The organism is Virgisporangium aurantiacum, from assembly GCF_016863635.1.
GTDB classification, from domain to species: domain Bacteria; phylum Actinomycetota; class Actinomycetes; order Mycobacteriales; family Micromonosporaceae; genus Virgisporangium; species Virgisporangium aurantiacum.
Genome location: NZ_BOPG01000064.1, coordinates 41,113 through 63,987 on the forward strand (window position 1 = coordinate 41,113; position 22,875 = coordinate 63,987).

Consider the following 22,875-nt stretch of genomic DNA (forward strand, 5'->3'; position numbering starts at 1 on the left):
GTCTCGGCAGGGGGAGCGGGATGCGGGCAGGACAGAGACGGTGGATGGCGTGGTTCTCCGCGGCGGCGGTCGCGTTGGCGGCCGGCGGCGGAGTCACGGGCTCGGTAAGGGACGGCGAAACGGCCGTGCCGGTGGTGGATACCGCCAAAACCACCGCCGCCGAACGGTCGGCGTCGCTGAGTGCGGTGTCGACCGGTGAACGGGTGGAGGTCGCCGAGCGGGCGACGCCGACCCGGCAGGTGTTCGCCGAGCCGGACGGCTCGTTCACGATGCGCCTCGACGCCGCCCCGGTGCGGGCGAAGCGGGGCGACGCGTGGGTGCCGATCGACACCACGCTGCGGCGTCGCGCCGACGGCACGGTCGAACCGGTCGCGTCGGCGCTGCCGTTGACCGTGTCGGGCGGCGGCACCGGTCCGCTGGTGCGGCTGGCCGACGGAAAGCGGTGGCTGGAACTGCGCTGGCCCACTCCGCTGCCGGCGCCCGCCCTGTCCGGCGCCACCGCGACCTACCCGGAGGTGCTGCCCGGCGTCGACCTGCGGATCACCGCGGGGGCGCAGGGCTTCTCCGAGGTGCTGGTGGTGAAGGACCGCGCCGCGGCGGCGCGGGTGGCGCGCGTCCGCTTCGGCCTGGCCACCAACGGCCTGACGGTCGACGCGGACGCCTCCGGTGCGGTCTCGGCCCGCGACGCGACGGGCGCGGTGGTGTTCACCTCACCGGCGCCGGCGATGTGGGACGCCGCCGGCCGCGACGCGGTGGGCACGGTCGAGGTGACGCCCGGAGCGTTGACCGTGGTGCCCGACCGCGCGCTGCTCGACGACCCGGCCACCACCTACCCGGTCTCCATCGACCCGGACTTCGGACCGCCGTTCGTCGGCTGGACGAAGGTGTTCTCCAACAACCCCGGCCGGTCCTACTGGAACGGCAGCGGCGGCGACGACGCGCTGCAGAAGGTCGGCAAGTGCTTCGTCGCGTCGGGCGAGTGCGGCACCGTCGGGGTGGCGCACAGCTTCTACCAGTTCGACATCAGCGCGTTGCGCGGCGCGCAGATCCTGTCCCCGACGAAGCTGAACGTCCACAACATCTGGGCGCCGTCGTGCAACGCCCGGGTGTTCGAGGTCTGGCAGACCGGCCCGATCGGGTCGGGCACGACGTGGAACGCGCAGCCCGGCGGGTGGTGGGGTCCGATCGGCACACCCAACGAGGCGCACGGCTACAACCACGCCGTCTGCCCGGCCAACCTGGCGCCGGCGGTGACCAACGCGCCGGCCTGGGTGGGCGTCGACGCGCAGCAGTCCATCATCAACCGGCTCAACGACGGCTCGACCCTGGCGACGTTCGGGCTCAAGGGCGCCGGCAACGAGACCGACGACCTCGGCTGGAAGAAGTTCGACGGGGTCCAGCTCGTGGTCCGGTACAACTGGCCGCCGGACGCGCCGGGCGGCCTGTGGGCCAACGCCGGCCAGGGTCCCAACCTGGGCTGCCCGCTCACCCGCGACGTGGCGTTCGTGCCGTCACCCCGGCCGACGCTGCACGCGGCACTGTCCGACAAGGACGGTCAGAACCTCCAGGCCGAGTTCGAGTGGTGGAACTACGGCGGCACCGCCCCGGTCGGTTCGCAGCGCACCGACGGGCAGGGCAACGGCCTGGCGCACCAGGTGACCGTGCCGCCGGGGGCGTTCGCCGACAGGTCGGCCATCTCCTGGCGGGTGCGCGGCTGGGACGGCATCGCCTGGGGACCGTGGTCAGCGTTCTGCCAGCTGACCGTCGACATGACGGCGCCGCAGCGGCCGGCCACCCTCACCTCGACCGACTATCCGGCCGACGCCTTCGGCGGGTACGTCGGCAAGACCGGGAGCTTCACGGTCACCGCCGGCGATCCGGATGTCATCGGGTACCAGTGGAGCCTGAACTTCCAGGATCTGCCGATCGTCGACACGAACTCACCGAAGTTCGTGCGGGCCGTCGGCGGCACCGCGACGATCCGGGCCACGCCGACCCGGGAGGGGCCGAACGACCTGTACGTGCGCGCCGTCGACCGGGCGCTCAACGTCTCCCCGGTGTGGCAGAAGCCCGACGGCAACGGCGGTTTCGTGCCGGGCGGTTACCACTTCCTGGTCGGTTCGGCCGTACCCGGGCCGGTCGGCTACTGGCCGTTGGACGGCATCGGCACCAACACGGCACCGGATTCGTCGGGACACCACCACACCGGCACGGTGTCCGACCGGTTCGGCTGGGTCGCCGGCCGGCACGGCGACGCGCTGTGGTTCGACGGCACCGCCGGTCAGGTGACCACGACGGGCGGGCCGACGGTCGACACGTCGGGCACGTTCACCGTGTCGGCGTGGGCGAAGCTCGACGGCATCGGCGGCCACCCGGCGGTCGTCTCGCAGGACAGCAACCAGACCGCGGGCTTCCAACTGCAGGCGACCCCCGACGGGCACTGGGCGTTCGCGATGTTCGCCGGTGACGTCGCCGGCGGCGGCGCCGTGCACGACCGGATCGTCGCGACCGACCCGTTGAAGGTCGGCGCCTGGACCCACCTGGTCGGCAGCTACGACTCCGGTGCCGACGAGATGCGGCTGTACGTCGACGGCGGGCTCGCCGCGGTCGGCGCCCACCGCGACGCGTACCGGTCGACCGGTCCGCTGACCATCGGCCGGTCGATGTGGAACGGGGGGCCCAGCGACTTCTTCCCGGGCGCGGTCGACGAGGTGCGGGCCTACAACCGGCTCCTCGTCGAGGGCGAGGTCGCCGACCTGGCCAACCGGCCGGCGCTGGAGGAGGGCTTCTACCCGTTCGACGAGGGCACCGGCACCACCGCCCAGGACGGCTCGGGCTACTACCGGGCCGGCACGCTGGCCGGCGGCGCGTCGTGGGTGCCGGGCACGGTCGGCGCCGGCGCGGTCGCCCTCAACGGCGTCGACGGCGCGGTGACGACCGGGGCTCCGGCGGTGCGCACCGACGGCAGCTTCACGGTGACCGCCCGGGTGCGGCTGACCGCCGCCAACGGCCGGGCGCAGACCGTCATCAGCCAGGACGGCCCGAACTCGTCGGGCTTCCAGTTGCGGTACCAGGCCGACGGTAAGTGGGCGTTCCGGGTCGCGCGGGCCGACGCCGCCAGCCCGACGTGGCTGCCGGTGGTGTCCAACGCCCGCGCGGACGAGGGGCAGTGGGTGCACCTCGCGGGCGTGTACGACGCGGCGCGCGGCGAGGTACGGCTCTACGTCGACACCGTCGAGCACGTCGCGCCGGGCCGGGTGACGGCCAACGTCGCGGGCAACCTGGCGATCGGACGCGGCCGGCAGGCCGGCGCCGCGGTCGAGTTCCTCGACGGGCGGGTCGACGACGTGCACGTCTACACCGGCGCGCTGACCCGCGACCAGATCGTCGCCGACAACATCACCCCGGTGACGAAGCGGTCGACCGTCTACATGGGACAGTTGAGCCGGTACAACGACATGACCGGGCGCACCTGGGTCACCAGCGGGCCGGTGCCGCGCACCGCGCACTACGTGGGCTCGCTCGGCATCCTCGCGCCGGAGGGCACGCCGGGCACCCGGATGCTGTACTCCTGCTCGTACCCCGGCGGCCAGTTCGTGTCGGGGCGGGCCGACTGCGAGGGCAGAACCACGCTCGGCGAGATCGGGCTGGTCTACGCGACGGCGCCGGCCGACGTGCCGACCCAGGCGGTCTACCGGTGCAACCACGAGAACGGAAACCACCTCGTCTCGACCTCGTCGACGTGCGCCGGCGAGGAGGGGTACCGCCCGGAGGGTTTGCTCGGGTACACCGTCGCCTACCGGATGCTCATCCGCTACAACAGTTCGGCGTTCGGCGACCACCTCACCACGGTCGTCGGCCCGCCCACCGGATACCGGATCGAGGGCCGGCAGGGCATGGTGGCGCTGACGGCCGAGCCCGGCACGGTCGGCCTGTACTCCTGCGTCGACTCCGCGGCCGGAGATGGCGACGAGTTCCTGTCGACCGACGCCACCTGCGGCGGCGGCACCGCGCAGGCCCGGTACTGGATCGGCAACATCTGGGTCGACCCGCCACCGGCCCTGTCCGGCCGCGACGCGATGCGGCTCTACAACTGCGCGGTCACCTCCTCCGGGGAACGGTTCACCTCGCTCAGCGACGACTGCGAGAGACAGTCGGTCGTCGGTCCGCTCGGCTACGTCGTGTTCGGGAGGTGAGCGGCGTGCGGACCTGGAGTCGCCGGCTGGGCGGCGCGATGTGCGTGGTGCTGGCGGTCACGCTGGCGAAGTCGCCGGCGTTGGCGGCTCCGCCGGAGTCGACCGTGGCCGGCGTGCCGCACACGCGGCAGGAGGAGCGGATCGTACCCGTCACGGCGGTGCGGCCGTCCACCGCGACCCGGGCCGACGCCGCGACGGCGAACGCGTTGCGCGGCGCGCCCGGCGTGGCGTGGCCGGCGGCCGGGGTCGCGGAACTGGCGCTGTCGGGCGCCGGCACGGCCCGGTCCGCCACGGCCGGCGGCCTCCCGGTCCGCGCGGCCGGTTCGGCGGAAGGCTCGGCGGCCGGTTCGGCGGCCGGTTCGGCGGCCGGTCCGGCGGGCGGCTCGGCGGGCGGCTCGGTCCGGGTGGAGGTGCTCGACCGGTCCGTCGCGGCCGCCGCCGGTATCGACGGGCTGCTGCTACGGGTGCGCGGCACCGACGACGCGGCCGGCCCGGTGACGCTGACCGTCGACTACTCCGCCTTCCGGTACGCCTACGGCGGCGACTGGGGCACGCGACTGCGCCTGGTGACGGTTCCGGCCGGCACCCGCGTCGGCGCCGTGCCGCCGGCCGGGACCGGCCCGGCGATCGGCGGCCCCGACCAGGCCGCGGCCGTGACGCCGCTCGGCGCCGTCCTGCCGGGCGCCAACGACGCGACGGCCGGCACGGTGAGCGGGCAGCTCCCGGTGTCCACTGTGGACACGACACTGGCGCTGACCGCCGGCCCGGCCGGCGAGGCGGGCGACTACCGGGCCACCCCGCTGGCGCTGTCGTCGACGTGGAGCGTGTCCGGGCAGACCGGGGAGTTCACCTGGTCCTACCCGTTCCGGGTGCCGGAGACGCCCGGCAACCTCGCACCGCAACTGGCGCTGTCCTACAACTCGGGCGCGATCGACGGCCGCACCGTCACCACCAACAACCAGCCGTCCTGGGCGGGCGAGGGGTTCGACCTGTCGTCGGGCTACATCGAGCGGTCCTACCGCGGCTGCGGCGACGACCTCAACGGCAACAACGGCAAGGAAGCCACCGGCGACCAGTGCTGGTTCACCGACAACGCGACGGTGTCGCTGGCCGGGCACTCCGGGCCGCTGGTCCGCGACGACCGGGCCGGCACCTGGCGGCTGAAGAAGGACGACGGGTCGCGGATCGAGCGGCTCACCGGCGCGGCCAACGGCGACAACGACGGCGAGTACTGGAAGCTGACCACCCGCGACGGGATGCAGTACTTCTTCGGGCTGAACCGGCTGCCCAACTGGGTGTCCGGCAACCGGGAGACCCAGTCGGCGTTGAACGTGCCGGTGTTCGGCAACAACGCCGGCGAGCCGTGCCACAGCACGGCCGGGTACGCGTCGTCGTGGTGCAACCAGGCGTACCGGTGGAACCTCGACTACGTCGTCGATCCGCGCGGCAACACGATGTCGTACTGGTACGCCAAGCGCGGCAACGCCTACGGTCTCAACATGGGCAAGCAGACGGTGCCCTACGACCGCGGCGGCGTGCTGCTGCGGGCGGAGTACGGCACCCGGGCCGGCACCGAACTGGCGTCGGCCGACGCGCCGGCGAGCGTGGTGTTCGGCGTCGGTGACCGGTGCGTGCCGGGCGCCGACTGCACGAAGCGCACCGCGCAGAACTATCCCGACGTGCCGCTCGACCAGGAGTGCTCGGCCTCCTGCACGAAGCAGACGTCACCGACGTTCTTCAGCACCGACCGGCTGGCCAGCGTCACCACCCGGATCGGCACCACGCCGGTGGAGACCTGGACGCTCACGCACAGCTTCCCGAACCCGGGTGACCTGTCCAGCCCGGGCCTGTGGCTGGCGTCGATCGGGCACTCCGCCGGCGGGCTCACCGTTCCCGACCTCACGTTCCACGGCGAGGCGAAGGAGAGCCGGGTCAGCGGCGCGGTCGACGGGCTGCTGCCGCTCAACCGGTACCGCATCGTCAGCATCGACAACGAGTTCGGCGGCGCGGTCACCGTCAACTGGGAGCCGCCGAACTGTTCGCGCACCGCGCTGCCGGCCGAGGACACCAACACCCTGCGCTGCTTCCCGGTCTACTGGCAGCCGCCGGGCAACCCACCGGGCAACGACTGGATGCACAAGTACGTGGTGAGCAGCATCACGCAGACCGACAAGGTCGGCGGCAGCCCGACCGAGGTCACCTCGTACGTGTACCAGGGTCCGGGCGCCTGGCGCTACGGCGACAACGAACTGGTCAAGAAGGAGCGGCGCACCTGGTCGGACTGGCGCGGCTACCAGACGGTGTCGGTGCTGCACGGCAACGCGTCCGGGGTCCGCACCCGCACCGACTCGGTCTACTTCCGCGGGATGAGCGGCAACCCCCGCAAGACCGGTACCGGGCCGGCGGTGTCCATCGTGGACAGTCGCGGTATCGGGTTCCCCGACGAGGACCGCTACAACGGCATCGTGCGCGAGCGGCTCACCTACGACGGATCGACCGCCGTCGGCAGCACGATCACCGACCCGTGGGAGCGCGGCCCGACCGCGACCCACGCGTACACCGACGGCACCGAGCAGGCGTACTTCGTGGACACCGGATCGGTCATCGACCGCACCGTGGTGTCGGGCGGCGGGTGGCGCACCAGCCAGGTGTCGCGGCAGTACGACGACTACGGCCTGGTGACCCGGGTGGAGGATCTCGGCGACCTGGCGGTCACCGGCGACGAGCAGTGCGCCCGCACCGAGTACGCCGCCCGCGACGCCGGAGCGATGCTGCTCAGCCTGCCGTCGCGGGTGTCGACGGTGTCCGTGCCCTGCGCCGCGACCCCGGTCTATCCGCGCGACGCGATCTCGGACCTGCTCAACTACTACGACGGCGCGACGGAGCTCAACGCGACGCCCACCAAGGGCGACCTGACCCGGGTCGAGCAGGCCGTCGACTACGCCGGCGGGACCGCCCGCTACGGCACGGTGTCGACGTCGACGTACGACCGGTACGGGCGGCCGCTCGACGTCGGTGACGCGCTCGGCCGGCACACCGTCACGGCGTACACCGAGACGGCCGGCCTCAACACGAGGATGACCGTCACCAACGCCCTCGGGCACGTCACCACGACCGACTTCGACCCGGTGTGGGGCGAGGCGACGACGGTGACCGACCCCAACGGGCGGCGCACCGACCTGCGGTACGACGGCCTCGGGCGGATCGTGGCCGTGTGGCTTCCCGGTCGCTCCGAGCCGGCCGGCGACGGGCCGAACATGCGCTACCGGTACCTGCTGAGCAAGACCGCGGCCAGCGCCGTGCAGACGGACACGTTGCGGGCCAACGGCAACTACGTCTCGACGTTCGCCCTCTACGACGGGTTCCTGCGGCCGAGGCAGACGCAGGCGCCGGCGTGGGGCGGCGGCCGGGCCATCACCGACACCGTCTACGACTCGCGCGGGCTGGTCGTCAAGAACAGCGGCCCGTACTACGCCGAGGGTGGCGCCGGCACGACGCTGGTCGCGGCCGGCGACAACAACATCGCGACGCAGACCGTCACGGCGTACGACGGCATGGGCCGCCCCACCGTGTCGACGTTGATGTCGCTCGGCGTGGAGAAGTGGCACACGACGACCGCGTACGGCGGCGACCGGATCGACGTGACCCCGCCGCGGGGCGGCACGGCCACGACCACGTTCCTCGACGCGGGCGGCCGCACGACCGCGCGCTACCAGTACCACGGGCCGAACCCCCAGGGCGCCGCCGATATCACCCGGTACACGTACACGGCCACCGGCCAGCTCGCGTCGGTGACCGATCCGGCCGGTCTCCAATGGCGCTACGGCTACGACCAGCTCGGCCGGCAGACGTCGGCGCACCACCCGGACAAGGGCGACACGACGGCGACGTTCGACGCCGCCGGCCAGCTGAAGACGACCACCGACGCGCGCCGCATCACGCTCGCCTACACGTACGACAACCTGGGCCGGCGCACGAGCGAGCGGCAGGGGTCGGACACCGGGGACGTGCTCGCGACGTGGACCTACGACTCGCCGCTCAAGGGCCTGCCCTCGGGCAGCAGCCGGACGGTCGGCGACAACACGTACCGGACCGAGATCGTCGGGTACGACGCGGCCAACCGGCCGACCGGAACCCGGGTGGTGATCCCGCTGGGGGCGGGCGCGCTGGCCGGCACCTACGAGTCGGGGACGACCTACCGCGCCGACGGCAGCCCGGCGACGCTGCGCCTGCCGAAGGCCGGCGACCTCGCCGAGGAGACCGTCTCGTACGAGTACGACGATCTCGGCCTGCCGAAGAAGACCAGCAGCCCGCTCGGCGCCTACGTCAACGACACCTGGTACACCCGGTTCAGCGAGCTCTCGCAGGTGTCGATGGGAGCCGCCGGGCTGCGGGTGTACGACACTTTCTACTACGACGAGGCGACCCGCCGCCCGACGCGGTCGCTGTTCGAGCGGGAGAAGTCGAGCCAGTCGACGGTCGACGACTTCCGGTACGGCTACGACCCCGCCGGCAACATGACCTCGGTCGCCGACGTGCCCGAGGGCGGCGGGTTCGCCGACACCCAGTGCTTCGCGTACGACTATCTGCGCCGCACCAGCGACGCGTGGACAACGGGGTCGACCTGTGACGCCGCACCGGTTCCCGCCAGGGTCGGCGGCGCCAACCCGTACTGGACCTCGTGGCGGTACGACCTGACCGGCAACCGCACCGGGGAGACCCGGCACGGGCTGGCCGGCGCCGGTGACACCGTCGCCACGTACGACTACGCCGACGGCAACCACCGACTGGAGTCGGTCACCACGACCGGCCCGACCGGGTCCACAGTGGACAGCTTCGGGTACGACGCGACCGGCAACACCGGCACCCGCACCGTCGGCGGCAACCAGCAGACGCTCACCTGGGACCAGGCCGGACGGCTGGAGTCGGCCACCGGGACCGGCGGCGCCACGAACCTGGTGTACGACGCCGACGGCAACCGGCTGCTGCGCTACGAGCCGAACGCGGTCACTCTCTACCTCGGCGGCGAACAGGTCCGGCTCGACCGGTCGACCGGCGCGAAGACCGGCACCCGGTTCTACGTCCACAGTGGACAGACGGTCGCGGTGCGCAGCGGTGGCACGCTGTTCTGGCAGAACGGTGACCACCACGGCAGCGCCACCACGTCGGTCCGGGCCGACGACCTCGCGGTGACCCGCCGGCAGTTCACGCCGTTCGGCGGCACCCGCGGCACCGCGCCGGCGAGCTGGCCCGACCAGCGCGGTTTCGTCGGCGGCACCCGCGACGACGCGATCGGGCTCGTCCAACTCGGCGCCCGCGAGTACGACCCGGCGCTGGGCCGGTTCATCTCACCCGACCCGGTCGTCGACGTCGACGATCCCCAACAGCTCAACGGCTACGCGTACGCCAACAGCAACCCGGCGTCGATGAGCGACCCGGACGGTTTGCGGTACCTCGTCGACGTCGACGGGATGGTCAGCATCCCCTCGCTGAAGCACGCCACCCCGCGGCAGATCAAGTGGGCCACGGCGCGGGCGGCGGCGGTCACCCGGATCAACAAGGCGGCCAAGAAGCGCCAGGACGCGGTGATCAAGGCGTCCGGGCACAGCCGGGCGGAGTACGAGGAAGCCAAGAAGATAAAGAAGAAGAGCGTCGTCGACGTCGTCCTCGAGGTCGCCGGCGACGTGCTCAAGGAGTTCCTCGGCATCAACGACATCATGTCGTGTTTCGGCAACGGCGACGTGGGTTCCTGCGTCTCGATGGTGGTCGGCATCATCCCGTGGGGCAAGCTGTTCCGGATCGGCGAGCTGATCGGCGCCGTGCGCAAGGCGTGGAACGCGGTCACCAGCTTCAGATCGTTGCAGAAACACGCCGACGACGTGATCGGCGCGGTGGACAAGGCGCTGACCAAGGCCGACGAGGCGGTCGCCACGGCGTGCAAGACGCACAGCTTCCGTCCGGAAACCGGCGTGCGGATGGCCGACGGCACGGTCCGGCCGATCGGGCGGATCCGGCTCGGTGACCGGGTGCTGGCCACCGACCCGGTGACCGGGCGCACTGGGGCCCGCACCGTCGTGGCGCTGCACGTCCACCGCGATCGCGCCCTGGTCGACCTCGACGTGCGGAGCGCCGACGGCCGTGCCGCCGGCACTCTCCACACGACCGCCAAACACCCGTTCTGGCGCCCGGGCGACGGACGCCCCGGAACCGGGCGGTGGCTCGACGCCGGCCAACTGCGGCCCGGCGACGGCCTCAGCGACGGCGCGACCGTCGACGCCGCCCGCTCCTACACCGGCGACTCGCTCATGGTCGACCTCACCGTCGAGACCACGCACACCTACTACGTGGTCGCCGGCACCACGCCGGTGCTCGTCCACAACTGCGGTACGGGTGGCTTCAAGAGCGGGATGTCCGCCGACGAGATCACCGACATCAACAGGTCCTTCGGCGGGACACACGTGCGGCCGGGTGCGAGCGGGCCCGGGGACGCCCTTGTCAACGCGAGCCGGCACACCGGCTTCTACAACAAGGCGGCGTCACTGGTCCGCAACATCGCCGGTGACCACATGTTCGACAACGGCAACAAGCGGACCGCTCACGCGGTTGTCACCGAGCTCATGCAGCGGAACAACATCTCGTACGGGCCGAGCTCGGACGAGCTCTGGGGGGTAATCTCGGCGGTCAGCAAACCCGGAGGCAGCTCGATGGGAATCGGCGACATCGCCTCGATGATGCGAGGGTATTGATGGACCTGCATACGTTCGATCTCGGCGCGTTCATGAGTGGTGTCGGGTCGAGTGACATCACCATGATGGTGAAGATCGACGATGAACGCCAGCGCGAACGACGCAGGCCATGGACCGTTCTCCTGGCGGGTGCCACGGCATTCCGATCCGACTGCAGAAGCCTGGAGGAGTGCGTCGAGGTGGCGGTCCGGGAGCTGGGCCGGCCGCTGGGCGCTCGACTGGACAGCATTCTGGAGTCGGCAACCGGCACCACCGAGCGGGCAGACCTCCTCGCCGTCGACATCGACGACCTCTTCACACAGTTGGCGGATCGCGGCACGACGGTCACGGTTCAGGTCAGGAGGGAATCCGAGGCGGTCGGCGACGCGCGGTGGAGCCTGGGCCTCTCCGGTGCCGCGGTCGACGGGCGCGGAATCCAGGCGGGTGGGAACACCCTCGACGAATCACTGAAGAGCGGCCTGCGGGAACTGCGCGCGCGATCCGCGGAATGGGAGTGGCTGGACCTCTACCTGTAGACGGCAGTTCAGAGGCCGAACACCGGCAGCGCGGGCAGCTCCGGCCGGTCCAGCCACGCGGTGAGGAGACCGTCGACGGAGGCGAAGCGCCGGACGTGCTCGCGGAACCCGTCGGTCGTCACCGTGCCGTGCTGGTGTTCGGCGACCCACGAGCGCAGCAGCGTGAAGAACGCCGCGTCACCCACCCTCGTGCGGAGGGCGTGCAGCGTCAACGCGCCGCGCTTGTAGACCGTCGGATCGAACATGCGGTCGACACCCGGGTCCGCGATGACGATGGTCGCCGGTTCCGTCGCGAGGCGGGCGTGCCAGCGGGCGGCGAGGACGTCCGCCGACGGGCCGCCGGACACCGCCGACCACAGCCATTCCGCGTAGGTGGCGAAGCCCTCGTTGAGCCAGATGTGCCGCCAGTCGGCGACCGTGAGGCTGTTGCCGAACCACTGGTGGGCCAGTTCGTGGGCGACCAGCCGCTCGTGGGTGCGCCGCCCGTCGAGGTGGTTGCGGCCGAAGACGGCCATGCCCTGCGCCTCGATCGGGTCGTCCAGGTCGTCGTCGGCGACCACGACGACGTACTCCCGGAACGGGTACGGCCCGAGCACCTCCTCGAAGACCGCCATGATCTCGCCCTGCCGGGCGAAGTCGTGGCCGAAGAGGGGCCGTAGCCGGCGCGGGACCGCGGCCCGCTGGGTCACCCCGCCGGTGGCGAGGTCGACCAACTCGTACCGGCCGATCTGGACGCTCATGAGGTACGGGGCGGTCGGCTCGTTCCGTTCGTACACCCAGGTCCGGGTGCCCGAGCCGCGCCGCAGGGAGACCAGGTCGCCGGTGACCACCACGGAGTACGGCGCCGCGGCGGTCAGCGTCACCAGGAACGTGGCCTTGTCGGCGGGCCGGTCGTTGCAGGGGAACCAGGACGGCGCCCCGTTCGGCTGGCTGGCCACCAGCGCTCCGTCGGTCAGCTCGTCCCAGCCGATGTCGCCCCACCGGCCCGGGATGGGCACCGGGGTCCCGGCGTACCGAATTTCGATCTTGAACGCGGTCCCGTAGGCGATCGGCCGCTCCGGTCTGACCCGGAGCTTGCCGGACCGGTGGGCGAACTTCGCCGACCGGCCGTCCACCCGGACGTCCTGAACCCGGAACGAGCCGAGATCGAGGCTGAACCGGGACAGCGAGTGCATCGCCCGCGCCGTGACGACGGCCTTCCCGGCGAGCCGGTTCGTGGGGACCCGGTAGTCGAGGTCGAGGTCGTAGTGCAGCACGCGGTACCCGCCGTTGCCGTGCGCGGGCAGGTACGAGTCGGTCGAGTGGTCGGCGCCGGGTGTGGCGCCGAGCGGCCCGACCCCCGCGGTCATGCCCAGTTCGCGATCGGGTTGCCGAGCCATCTGCTGTCGCCGGGCACCGCGTCACCGCGGGTGACCAGCGAACCCGGCCCCACGGTGGTGCCCGCGCCGATGCTCGCGCCCGGCAGGACGATCCCGTGCGGACCCAGCGTGGCGCCCGCGCCCAGGGTCACCCGGTCCATGCTCATGATCCGATCATGGAACAGGTGGGTCTGCACCACGCACCCCCGGTTGACGGTGGCGCCCGGCCCGAGCCGAACCAGGTCGTACTCCGGTAGCCAGAGGGTCTCCAGCCACGCACCCCGGCCGATCTTCGCGCCGAGCGTCCGCAGCCACATGCTCAGCATGGGCGTACCGGTGGCGAAGCGGAACAGCCACGGCGCGGCGAGCACCTCGACGAACGTGTCGGCGAGCTCGTTGCGCCAGACGAACGACGTCCACAAAGCCCGGTGGGTGGCCCGGAACCGGCCCACCAGCAGCCATTTCGCGGCCGTCGCGGTGAGCGCGGCGAGGATCGCCGCGAAAAGCAACAGGGGACCGGCGGTGAGCGCGGCCGCCCAGCCGCCGGCGGCCTGCCAGACCCGTGCGAGCGTGGCGAGGACGAGGACCGCCAGCGCGCCGGCGAGCATCACCGGGACGATCCGGCACAGCTCGATCGCGGCCCGCGCCAGCTTGAGCCGCAGCGGCGGTTGGTAGGTGCGGCTGGTGTCGGCCGTCTCGGCGGTGCGGCGGAGCGCCATCGGCGGCGCGCCGAGCCACGACGAGCCCTTCTTCGCCTTGCGCGGCGCGGACGAGAGCACCCCCACCAGGGTCCGCTTGGGCACCGACCGGCCGGGCGCCGCCATGCCCGAGTTGCCGAGGAACGCCCGCTTGCCGATCCGGACCGGAGCCACCCGCAGCCACCCGTGGCTCAGCTCGTACGTGGCGACCATCGTGTCGTCGGCGAGGAACGCCCCGTCGTCGACCGTCGTCATCGCCGGCAGCGCGAGCACGGTGGACGCCTCCACGTCGCGGCCGACCTTCGCACCCAGCAGCCGCAACCACACCGGCGTGAACAGGCTGGCGTACATCGGGAAGAGCGCGGACCGGGCCATCCCCATCAGGCGCTCGGTCGTCCACACCTGCCACGCCACCCGCCCGCGCACCGGGTGGAAGCCGGCCCGCAGACCGATGCCGAGCAGCCGGACCGCCACCAGGACGAGCAGTGCATAGGTGACGAAGTAGGCGACGCCCGCCGCCGGGACCATGAGCAGCGCGGCACCCGGGGTCGGCCGGGCCAGCAGCGCGAGGGCCGGCAGCACCGCCACCACGGGCAGCAGCCCCAGCACCTGGGCGGTCAGGCTGTAGGCGGCCACCCAGGCGCGGGCCCGCCGCTCCGGACGCTGCGCCGGCCAGGCGGTCGGGTCCTTGGCGGCGGGCACGGCCGGTGAGCCGGCCCAGCGCTGGTTCGCCGGCACCGCACCGGTGACGGTGGACCCGGCGGCGATCTTCGCGCCCTTGCCGATCCGGGCGCCGGGCATGAGCGTGCTCCGGGCACCGACCCGGCTGCCCGCGCCGACCCGCAGCGCGCCGATCCGGACGACGTCGCCGTCGACCCAGTAGCCGGACAGGTCGACCTCGGGCGCGACCGCCGCGCCGCGGCCGAGCTTCAGCAGGCCGGTGACCGGCGGCGCGGAGTGCAGGTCCACGTCCGGGCCGATCTGCGCGCCGAGGGCCCGCGCGTACGTGATCATCCAGCCCGCTCCGGCGACGCCGGTGGCGCCGGTCAGCTCGGCGAGCCGCTCGGCCGCCCACAGCCGGAGGTGGACACTGCCGCCCCGCGGGTGATCGCCCGGACGCACGCCGCGCAGGAGCAGCCGCGCCCCGGCGGCCGCCACCGCGATCCGCCCGGGCGGGCTGAACAGCAGCACCCAGCCCGCCGCGATCCACCACCAGGAGACCCGCGGTGCCCAGGGCAGCAGGACGTTCCCCAGCGCCGCCAGGACGGTGATCCAGCGCAGCCCGACGAGCCCGAGCATCGGCAGCATCAGGACGCCCTGGACCAGCCCGGCGCGCAGGGGAGTGGGCCGGACCTCGCGACGGACCGTCGCGGTCGGGTCCAGCGCGTCGAGCACCGCCGCCATCTGGGCCAGCCGGGGGTGCTGGTAGACGTCGCTCACCGACATCTGCGGGTGCTTCCGCCGGACCCACGCCACCAGCTGCGCCGCGCCCAGGCTGCTGCCGCCGCTGCTGAAGAAGTCCGCGTCCGCGGCGGACGGGCGCACGCCGAGGATCTCCTCCCACCCGGCGGCGAGCCACTCCTGCGTCGCGGTCAACGCGGCGCTTTCGCCGCTTTCGCCGCCGAACGCGCCGGAGACCAGGGGCCAGGGCAGGGCCGCCCGGTCGACCTTCCCCGACGTCCGCGTCGGAAGCGCGTCGACCTCGGCCAGCAGCGGGACCAGCGCGGCCGGCAGCTGCTCGCGGATGCGTTTCGCGGCCGCGGCGGCGTCGAACCCGTCGCGCGGCACGACGTAGCCGACCAGCAGCTGGTTGCCCGCGGCGGTCCGCTTCACCGCGGCGGCCGCGCCGGCGACGCCGGGCAGCGCCTGCAGCGCGGCGTCCACCTCGCCCAGCTCGATCCGCCGCCCGCCGAGCTTCACCTGCTCGTCGCTCCGGCCCAGGAACAGCAGCCCCGCCGGCTCCGCGCGTACCACGTCGCCGCTGCGGTACGCCCGCTGCCACCCGAGGGCGGGCAGCGGCGCGAACTTCTCGGCGTCCTTCGCCGCGTCGAGGTAGCGGGCCAGGCCGACCCCGCCGATGACCAGTTCACCGGTGTCGCCCATCGCGACCGGGACGCCGGCCGGGTCGACCACGGCGAGCTCCCAGCCGGCCAGCGGCAGCCCGATGCGCACCGGACCCGCGCCGGTCATCCGGGCGGCGCAGGCGACCACGGTCGCCTCGGTGGGGCCGTAGGTGTTCCAGAGCTCGCGTCCCTCGACGGCCAGCCGCTCGGCGAGCTCCGGCGGGCACGCCTCGCCGCCGAAGATCAGCAGGCGGACGTCGTCGAGCGCCTCGACCGGCCACAGCGCGGCGAGGGTCGGCACCGTCGACACGACGGTGATGCGCTGCTCGATCAACCACGGACCCAGGTCGACGCCGCTGCGCACGAGCGAGCGCTCGGCCGGCACCAGGCAGGCGCCGTGCCGCCAGGCGAGCCACATCTCCTCACAGGACGCGTCGAAGGCCACCGACAGGCCCGCGAGGACCCGGTCGGACGGCCCGAGCGGGGCATCGTCTGCGAGGAAAAGCTGCGCCTCGGCGTCGACGAACGCGGCCGCCGCGCCGTGCGGGACCGCCACGCCCTTCGGGGTGCCGGTGGACCCGGACGTGAAGATGATCCAGGCGTCGTCGGCCGGTTCCGGTCGCCCGGGCCGGCCGCCGGGGGTGCCACGCAGCGTCACGCTCAGCCCGTCACCGATGACCGCGCAGACGTCCGCCTCGCCGAAGACCAGCTCGGCGCGCTCCTCGGGGTCGTCCGCGTCCACCGGTACGTACGCCGCGCCGGCGGCGAGCACGCCGAGGATCGCCAGGTAGAGATCTGCCGTGCCGGAGGAGACCCGGACGCCGACCCGGTCACCGACGCCGATCCCGTGCCCGCTCAGCGTCGCCCGCAGCGCCTCGACCCGGTCGGCCAGCTCACGGTAGGTCAGCGTGGTGGCGCCGGTGTCGATCGCGCGGCTGGTCGGGTGGGCCCGCACCGTCGCGTCGAGGATGTCGACCAGCGTGCGGCGGACCGGTGCGGAGGGGGAGCGGAACACCGCCGGAGCGGCCGGGGCCTCGGGGACAACGGGAAAATCGATCGCTAGGGTCACCGGGCGCGCACCATCTCTACCTCACGGGTCAACGTCGGCCAGGCGAGTGACACTCAGCCGCCCGGGGCAGCGTTCCAGGTTACGCGAGTAAATCGCGGGATGACGGCTCCCCTGGCGAACTCGTGTCGCCTGACACACCTCGCCCGGTGCCGGCGGCTTCACCGGCCATGGACGGACAGCGTCACCGTGGTGCCGTCCGGGCGGGTTTCGATGGTCAGGTTGTCGACGGTCCGCTGGACGAGCCAGAGGCCGCGGCCGCTGGTGTCGTGCGGATCGGGGCGGTGGGGCCGGTAGTCGGCGGGGAGGCCGGTGCCGTGATCGGTGACCCGGCAGCACAGCCGGTCGTGGGTGCGCCACAGGCGCAGGTGCCCGCCGCCGCCACCGTGCCGGACGGCGTTGGTGATGATCTCGTTGACGGCGACCACGAACCGGTACAGCGCCGCCTCGGCCAGGCCGTTGCGCTCCGCGTGCCGGTTGACCCGGTGCCGCGTGCCGCGCAGCGTGCTCAGGGTGAAGTCGCAGCTGAGCAGGTCGACGACGGGTCCGGGTTCAGTCACGGCTGAGCCTCTGCCGGCGGACGGCGAGGATGCACGTGTCGTCGTCGGGATTGGCGCGACGGAGTTCGGCGAGCAGGTCCTGCAGCGGCCGGCGGTTGGGGTTCGCGGTGACGCGGTCGAGGACGGCGACGACGGCGGCGAGTCCGTCGGCGAGGCTGTGTGACCGGTGCTCGATGAGCCCGTCGGTGTAGAGGAGCAGCAGGTCGTTCGGGCCGAGCGTCGTCGTGGCGGTGTCGTAGCGGGGGCGGCGGACGGCACCCAGAAGGGTTCCGCGGGGTCGGGGGAGTTCGACGGTGACGCCGTCGCGGGTGAGGAGCGGGGCGGGGTGTCCGGCCTGCGCCCAGGTCAGGTTCTGGGTCGCGGGGTCGTAGCGGGCGACGACCGCGGTGGCGGTCGCGTCCGGCGGGACGCTGCTGTAGATCAGCTGGTTGAGGTGCTGCAGGAGCGCGGCCGGGTCGCCGGTGGTGGTGGCGGCCAGGGCGGCCAGGGCGTGGCGCAGTTGTGCCATGGTGGCGGCGGCCTGCACCCCGTGGCCGGCGACGTCACCGACGGCGAGGATCACGCTGCCGTCGTCGGCGACCGCGGCGTGGTACCAGTCCCCGCCGACCCGGCTCGCCTGTTCGGCGGGCAGGTAGCGCACGGCGGCGCGCAGCCCCGGAAGGTCGATCGGCGCGTCCGGGATGGGCAGCACGATCTGCTGCAGTTCGGCGGCGAGACGGTGTTCGGCGGCCAGGTTCTCCTGGTGTTCGAGCAGCTGCCGCTCGACCTCGGCGAGCTTGAGCCGGCTCGTCTCGCGGGCGGTGACGTCCTGGATGATCCCGTAGATCTTCACCGGGCGGCCCTCGGTGTCGCGGACCGCGTCGACCACCGCCCGCAGGTACTTGATCTTGTCGTGGATGCGGACGCGGGTGGTCACGTCGATGGTTTCACCGCGGCCGAACGCTTCGGCGGCGTGGCGGCGCAACGCCTCGTCCTCCGGCAGTCCGAGCGCCTCGGACTCCGCGCGGGGCAGCGGTCCGTCGGCGGGGTCGCGCTCGTAGATGTGGTACATGCCATCGGACCACGTGGTGGCGTCGGTGACGAGGTCCCACTCGCCCCAGCCGAGATGGCCGAGGCGTTCGGTCTGCGCGATGCGCTCGGCCTGCCGGGTCTGCGCGTCCTGGCGGATCCACGTGTTGATCAGCCCCGGGCCGGCGGGTTGAATCCGGACCGTCAGCAGGTGCTCGGACGAGCGCTGCTCGTCCGGGTGCACGTAGGGAACGGGGCCGACCGTCCGCGCCTCGCCGTCGGCCAGGGAATCGACCCAGGCGTGCCACACCGGCCCGCCGACGACGGTCGGATAGATTTCGCTGACCCGTCGCCCGATCAGTTGCGGACCGGTCCGGCCGGAGAGGTCCACGACCGTCGGGCTGACCGAGGTCAGCTCGAAGTCGTCGATCCGGCCGGAGAGATCCCGCATCGGCGTGACCATGATGTGGTCGCCCGGCACGGTTTCGAAGATCTGCTGGACGATGCCCGCCCACTCGCCCGGATCGGAGTCGACGCGCGACGGGCGCTGGGGGCGTCGGACGGCCGGGACGCGGGGAGCCGCGTGCAGGAGCGCCTCGTCCGCGACCTTGTAGAGCCGCCGCGACGGGGTCAGTTGCGTCGTCTCCAACGCGGCGATCACCGCGGCCGCCACGGCGCTGATGTCCGAACCCTGCTGCGTGGCGCGCAGCCGCAGATGAGCGTGTGCCTCGTCGATCCGGCAACCGATCCGCCCGGCCAGCAGCCCCGCCGCCCGCTCGCACTGCAGGTCCGGGCTCAGACGCGCCTGGTCGATTTTGACGTCGAGTTCGATCAGGCGCTGCAGGTATCCGTGGTTCGCTTCCATCAGCCGTCGTCACGCCGGTCCGGCGACAGGCCGAAGACCTCCAGGAGACCCGCGCAATCGAGCTGGTCGAGAACATAACTCGTGGGATTCTCGACCCGGAAGCCCGCGGAGATCTCGTCGGCGGCGCGCATCACCTGTACCAGAGCACCGATGCCGGAGGAGTCGAGAAAGGTGACCGCGGCCAGGTCGACCCGCACCATCGCCGGCCGCCGGACACTGATCGCCTCTCGGACTCCGGCCGCGATGTGCGAGACATTGGTGAAATCGAGTTCGCCACCCAGCACCACATCGAGCACACCGTTGTTGACGTCGGAATCCATGGAAACGATGGTCATCGTCGAACCCCCACCCGCTGTACCGGCTGATGCTACGCCGCCCGCCGAGACCCGGGAATCGGCCGACGGAGTTACCACGCCGGTGTCATCGGGTCCCTTCGGTCTGCTCGCGGGCGTGCAGCCGCACCAGGTCGTGGATTTGGTAGCGGATCTGGCCGTCGGCGCGGGTGGTGGTGTCGAGCAGTTGAGCGTCGACCAGGCGTTCGGCGAGGTGTTCGGCCCGGCACGGGGTGACGTCGAGCAGGGTCGCGAGCAGTGCCGCGTCGAACTCCTTCCAGCCGAACATTCCCAGGCGGCGGAACGCGAGCCGGATCGGGTCGGGTAGTCCGGTGTAGGTCGTGGTGATGCTGGTGCGGACGGCGAGGTCACCGGCGGCCAGTTCGTCGAGGCGGCGGTGGTCGTCGCGGAGCCGGCTGGCCAGTGCGTGCAACGGCCAGTGTGGCCGGCCCGCCAGCCGGGCTCCGGCGGTGCGGATGGCGAGTGGCAGCCGGTCGCAGAGTTCGACGATTTCGCGTGACGTGTCGGAGTCGGCCGCCGCGCGGGCGGGGCCGACGATGCGGCCGAAGAGTTCGAGCGCCTTGTCGGCCCGCAGGGCGTCCAGGCGTAGGTAGTCCATGCATTCGAGCCCGGGCAGCAGGATCCGGCTGATGATGACCACGGCACACCCCGGGTGCGCGGGGAGGAGCGGGTGGACCTGACGCTCGGAGGTGGCGTCGTCGAGCAGGATCAGCAATCGCCGACCGGTAACCAGGCTCCGGAACAGCGAGCTGCGTGCGGAGAGGGTGTCGGGAATCCGGTCGGCGTCGAGCGCGCGCAGGAACGCGTCGAGGACGTCGAGGGGATCGGCGCCCGCGCCCCGCAGCGAGGCGTACAACTGGCCGTCTGGGAAGTGGCCGCGGGCCCGCTGCGCCGCGGTGACGGCCAGGGCGCTCTTACCGGCGCCGGGCGGCCCGGTGACCTGTACCAGAACGGGATGCGCGGCGGTGTCGGCGGCGGCCAGCAGCCGGTCCACTATGGACAGTTCCGTGTCGCGGCCGGTGAGGTCCGGCACGGCCGGCGGGAGTTGGTTGACGCCGCGTGGTGCCGCGTCCTCACTCAGGATCCGCGCCTGCACGGCCTGGACGGACGGGCCCGGTTCGATACCCACCTCGTCGACGAGCAACCGGTGCAGCCGCTGGTACACGGCGAGGGCGTCGGCCCGCCGGCCGGCCCGGTGCAGCGTGGTCATCAACTGTTCCCAGAACCGTTCCCGCAACGGGAACCGCGCGGTGAGGTCCTGGAGTTCGGCGACCAGGTCCACCGGTGCCCGCAACGCCAGGTCGAGTTCGATGCGCCGCTCCAGGGCCGCCAACCGGAGGTCGGTGAGCCGGGTCGCCTCCACGTCGTCGAGCCAGGTCGACCGGGCGTCGGCGAACGCCTCACCCCGCCACAGGTCCAGCGCCTCCGCCAGCAACGACCGCTCCGCGTCCGGGTCGGCGACGGCGACCCGCCGGCCGAGGAGCCGGACGAAGCGCAGCGCGTCGACCTGATCCGGCTCGACCCTCAGCACGTATCCACCGGGAGCCGCCCGGATCAGGTTCCGGCCGAGCAGGCGCCGCAGCCGCGCCACGTACAGTTGCACCGCGCGGCGTGCGTCCATCGGCGGGCTTTCCCCCCACACCACCGTCGCCAGGCGATCGAGCGAAACCGGCTCACCCGCCGAGAGCGCCAACGCGGTCAGCAACGTCCGCAACCGGCGGGCCGTCAGGGCGACGGGCCGCCCGTCCACCACCACCTGAAGCGGTCCCAGCACCCCGATCGACGCGGCACCCATCAGAGCTGGGAGGACCAGCAGGTGTTGCACTGCGGCTGCGGGTGGCCGTTGCCCGGCGGGTTGATGGCACCGATCGGCCACTGTGCGGGGTCGAGCGGTTCCGCCGTCGCCGTGCCGTCGATGGCGACCGTGACCGTGGCGCACGACAGCAGGATCCGCGACGAGGTGAAGAGGCACCACGCCTTCCGCTTGCCGCGTTGCACCGGAACCGACGTGTGGAAGACCGTCGGCGCCGTCGGCGCGTACCGCTGGAGCATCGACGGATACATGACGGCGTAGCGGTCGCCGGGCGTGAGGACGCCGACGCCGAACTGGCTCAGTCCGTCCGGAAGTCCACACTCGAGCCGGCCGTCGAGCACCAACAGGGCGTGGCTGTCCGGCATCGGTTCCGAGCGTAGGGACGCCGGGTCCAGCGCGCCGGCCGGGCACCCGTAGCCGGGCCAGACGGCGAGGTCGACCGGAGTCGCCCGCGCGGCGGGTGGCACCACCGCCAGGCTCGCCGCTACCAGGACCGTCACCAGGAGCTTGTTCATTCTTCCCCCGTTCTCGGTTCGTCGACCGGGGGAGTGACCGCGTGTGCGGCGCCGAGCACCAGCCCGAGTTGGAACCGGTTCTCCACCCCCAGCCGATCCATGAGCGCGCGCAGCGTGTACGCGATCGTCCGCTCGCTGATGCCCAGGTTCCGGGCGACGACCGGATCCGTCTGGCCCTCCGCCAGTAGCGCCACGATTGCCTGCTCCCGTGTCGTCAACACGATCGGCGGCACGCCTCCCTTCCGCGGATCGCGGGCCGTGGACCAGACCTGTTCGAACAGCGCCACCGTCGCCGCCACCACCGACGGCTGGTCGAACTCCACCGCGCCGGCCGACAGGTTCAGCGGATCGGACGGCAACAGCGCCACCCGGCGGTCGAAGACCATCAACTTCGCCGGGATGTCGTCGCGCTCGCGGTACTCGCCACCGGGGCGCGCGAGCCGCAGCACGGCGGCCGAGCTCCGGTCGCCGTCGGGTGCGGGCACGCCGCAGTTGCGCACCTGTATGCCCCGCTCGATCTGCTTGCGGTCCAACGGAAGCGCGGCGGCGGCCACGGCGGGGGAGAAGGCGCGTTCGGGGTTGAGGACCAGGTGCTCGATCCGCTCGGCGTCCACGAGGTGGGCGATCCGCGACCGGATCGCCGCGGCTCCGGTGTGCACGCGGAGGTGCCGGCCGTCGGGATCGTCGCCCTGGGCGACCATGCCGGCGATCAGCGCGTGATGGCGCCGGACGTCGTCGCGCGGCGTGGGACGACGGCGGTGGCGCCGACGCAGCGCCCCGACGACGCCGTCGACCGGTGCGACGCGCCACCCCCACTCGGTGCGCCCGCCGGCCGGTCGTACGGCGGCGCCGCGCACGGCGTCCACCGCAAGCAGTTCCTCGGTCGCCGCCTCGACCCGTCGTGGTGCCAGACCGAGATCGTGCGCCAGCCACCGGCCGGTCTGCGGCCCGGCCGCCGCGAGCGCCCGGTAGACGAGATCGGCATCCGGCGACAACCCCCAGCGCACCAGCGACGGCACCGGTGCGCAGGTCTGCGGCCATTCGAACGAAGTCATCCGCTCCCCCATGCGTCGATCGCGACCTCAACACAGCGTTCCCGACCGACGCAAGCGCACCGGA

11 protein-coding genes are annotated in these 22,875 nt (G+C 72.6%); 3 read left to right on the forward strand and 8 right to left on the reverse strand.

Annotated features, from left to right (window positions below; translation table 11 throughout):
- Positions 1 to 44 precede the first annotated feature (44 nt).
- From Vau01_RS43515 to Vau01_RS43525, 3 genes are read left to right on the forward strand one after another with little or no spacing between them, the layout of a single operon-like run.
- A complete protein-coding gene (locus tag Vau01_RS43515) occupies positions 45 to 4,196 on the forward strand; it encodes a LamG-like jellyroll fold domain-containing protein (RefSeq protein WP_204005999.1) in 4,152 nt (1,383 codons plus the stop codon).
- 5 nt (positions 4,197 to 4,201) lie between these two features.
- The gene (locus Vau01_RS43520) at positions 4,202 to 10,942 is read left to right on the forward strand and encodes an RHS repeat-associated core domain-containing protein (protein WP_204006000.1); all 6,741 of its coding nucleotides are present in this window, start codon (positions 4,202 to 4,204) and stop codon (positions 10,940 to 10,942) included.
- Positions 10,942 to 11,457 (forward strand): hypothetical protein, encoded by a 516-nt coding sequence (locus Vau01_RS43525; protein WP_204006001.1) that lies wholly within the window; start codon positions 10,942 to 10,944, stop codon positions 11,455 to 11,457. Before Vau01_RS43520 ends, Vau01_RS43525 begins: the two co-directional genes overlap by 1 nt.
- An 8-nt stretch (positions 11,458 to 11,465) precedes the next feature.
- Here Vau01_RS43525 and Vau01_RS43530 read toward each other — a convergent pair whose 3' ends face one another.
- The 8 genes from Vau01_RS43530 to Vau01_RS43565 form a co-directional block, all read right to left on the reverse strand.
- Positions 11,466 to 12,806, reverse strand: a complete 1,341-nt coding sequence (locus Vau01_RS43530) for a M1 family metallopeptidase (protein ID WP_204006003.1) — start codon at positions 12,804 to 12,806, stop codon at positions 11,466 to 11,468.
- The gene (locus tag Vau01_RS43535) at positions 12,803 to 16,645 is read right to left on the reverse strand and encodes a Pls/PosA family non-ribosomal peptide synthetase (protein WP_204006005.1); all 3,843 of its coding nucleotides are present in this window, start codon (positions 16,643 to 16,645) and stop codon (positions 12,803 to 12,805) included. The genes Vau01_RS43530 and Vau01_RS43535 overlap by 4 nt, the downstream gene beginning before the upstream one ends.
- Before the next feature lie 158 nt (positions 16,646 to 16,803).
- Positions 16,804 to 17,202 (reverse strand): ATP-binding protein, encoded by a 399-nt coding sequence (locus Vau01_RS43540; RefSeq protein WP_204006007.1) that lies wholly within the window; start codon positions 17,200 to 17,202, stop codon positions 16,804 to 16,806.
- Complete coding sequence (locus Vau01_RS43545) at positions 17,195 to 19,075, reverse strand: PP2C family protein-serine/threonine phosphatase (protein ID WP_204006009.1); 1,881 nt, start codon at positions 19,073 to 19,075, stop codon at positions 17,195 to 17,197. Before Vau01_RS43545 ends, Vau01_RS43540 begins: the two co-directional genes overlap by 8 nt.
- Positions 19,075 to 19,395, reverse strand: a complete 321-nt coding sequence (locus tag Vau01_RS43550) for an STAS domain-containing protein (protein ID WP_204006011.1) — start codon at positions 19,393 to 19,395, stop codon at positions 19,075 to 19,077. Before Vau01_RS43550 ends, Vau01_RS43545 begins: the two co-directional genes overlap by 1 nt.
- A gap of 100 nt (positions 19,396 to 19,495) precedes the next feature.
- Positions 19,496 to 21,253, reverse strand: a complete 1,758-nt coding sequence (locus tag Vau01_RS43555) for an AfsR/SARP family transcriptional regulator (RefSeq protein WP_204006013.1) — start codon at positions 21,251 to 21,253, stop codon at positions 19,496 to 19,498.
- Positions 21,223 to 21,756, reverse strand: coding sequence for a hypothetical protein (locus Vau01_RS43560; protein ID WP_204006015.1), 534 nt, complete (start codon positions 21,754 to 21,756; stop codon positions 21,223 to 21,225). Before Vau01_RS43560 ends, Vau01_RS43555 begins: the two co-directional genes overlap by 31 nt.
- The gene (locus tag Vau01_RS43565) at positions 21,753 to 22,811 is read right to left on the reverse strand and encodes a helix-turn-helix transcriptional regulator (RefSeq protein ID WP_204006017.1); all 1,059 of its coding nucleotides are present in this window, start codon (positions 22,809 to 22,811) and stop codon (positions 21,753 to 21,755) included. Before Vau01_RS43565 ends, Vau01_RS43560 begins: the two co-directional genes overlap by 4 nt.
- Between the last annotated feature and the right edge of the window lie 64 nt (positions 22,812 to 22,875).